The sequence below is a fragment of the Bradyrhizobium uaiense genome (genome assembly GCF_010811875.1).
Classification (GTDB): domain Bacteria; phylum Pseudomonadota; class Alphaproteobacteria; order Rhizobiales; family Xanthobacteraceae; genus Bradyrhizobium; species Bradyrhizobium uaiense.
Window position 1 is genome coordinate 1 of record NZ_VKHP01001100.1, and the last position, 237, is coordinate 237.

At 60.3% G+C, this 237-nt stretch carries 1 protein-coding gene; it reads right to left on the bottom strand.

Translation table 11 applies throughout. From position 1 onward, the window contains the following. Positions 1-237, bottom strand: a 237-nt coding sequence (locus tag FNJ47_RS48940; protein ID WP_163163846.1) for a transposase, incomplete at both ends; no start/stop codon positions are given.

The window sequence follows — 237 nt, forward strand, 5'->3', positions numbered from 1 at the left end:
GCAGTGAGGTGTCATCAATAACGAGCACCGCATCCCTACCGCCGACAAGTCGGTCCGCCTGGTTGAGCAGTTCCGTCTCTAGCGGCGTCGCGTCCCAGATGCCGTCCGCAATGAAATGGTGCAGCTGATCGTAGCTGCCCGAGGCAAGGCGTTCTGCCATCGGCTGAATGCTCTTGCGATCACCAGGGCCGATCAATCCCGCAACGTACAGTGGACACATCCGCTGCCGGGTCTTGT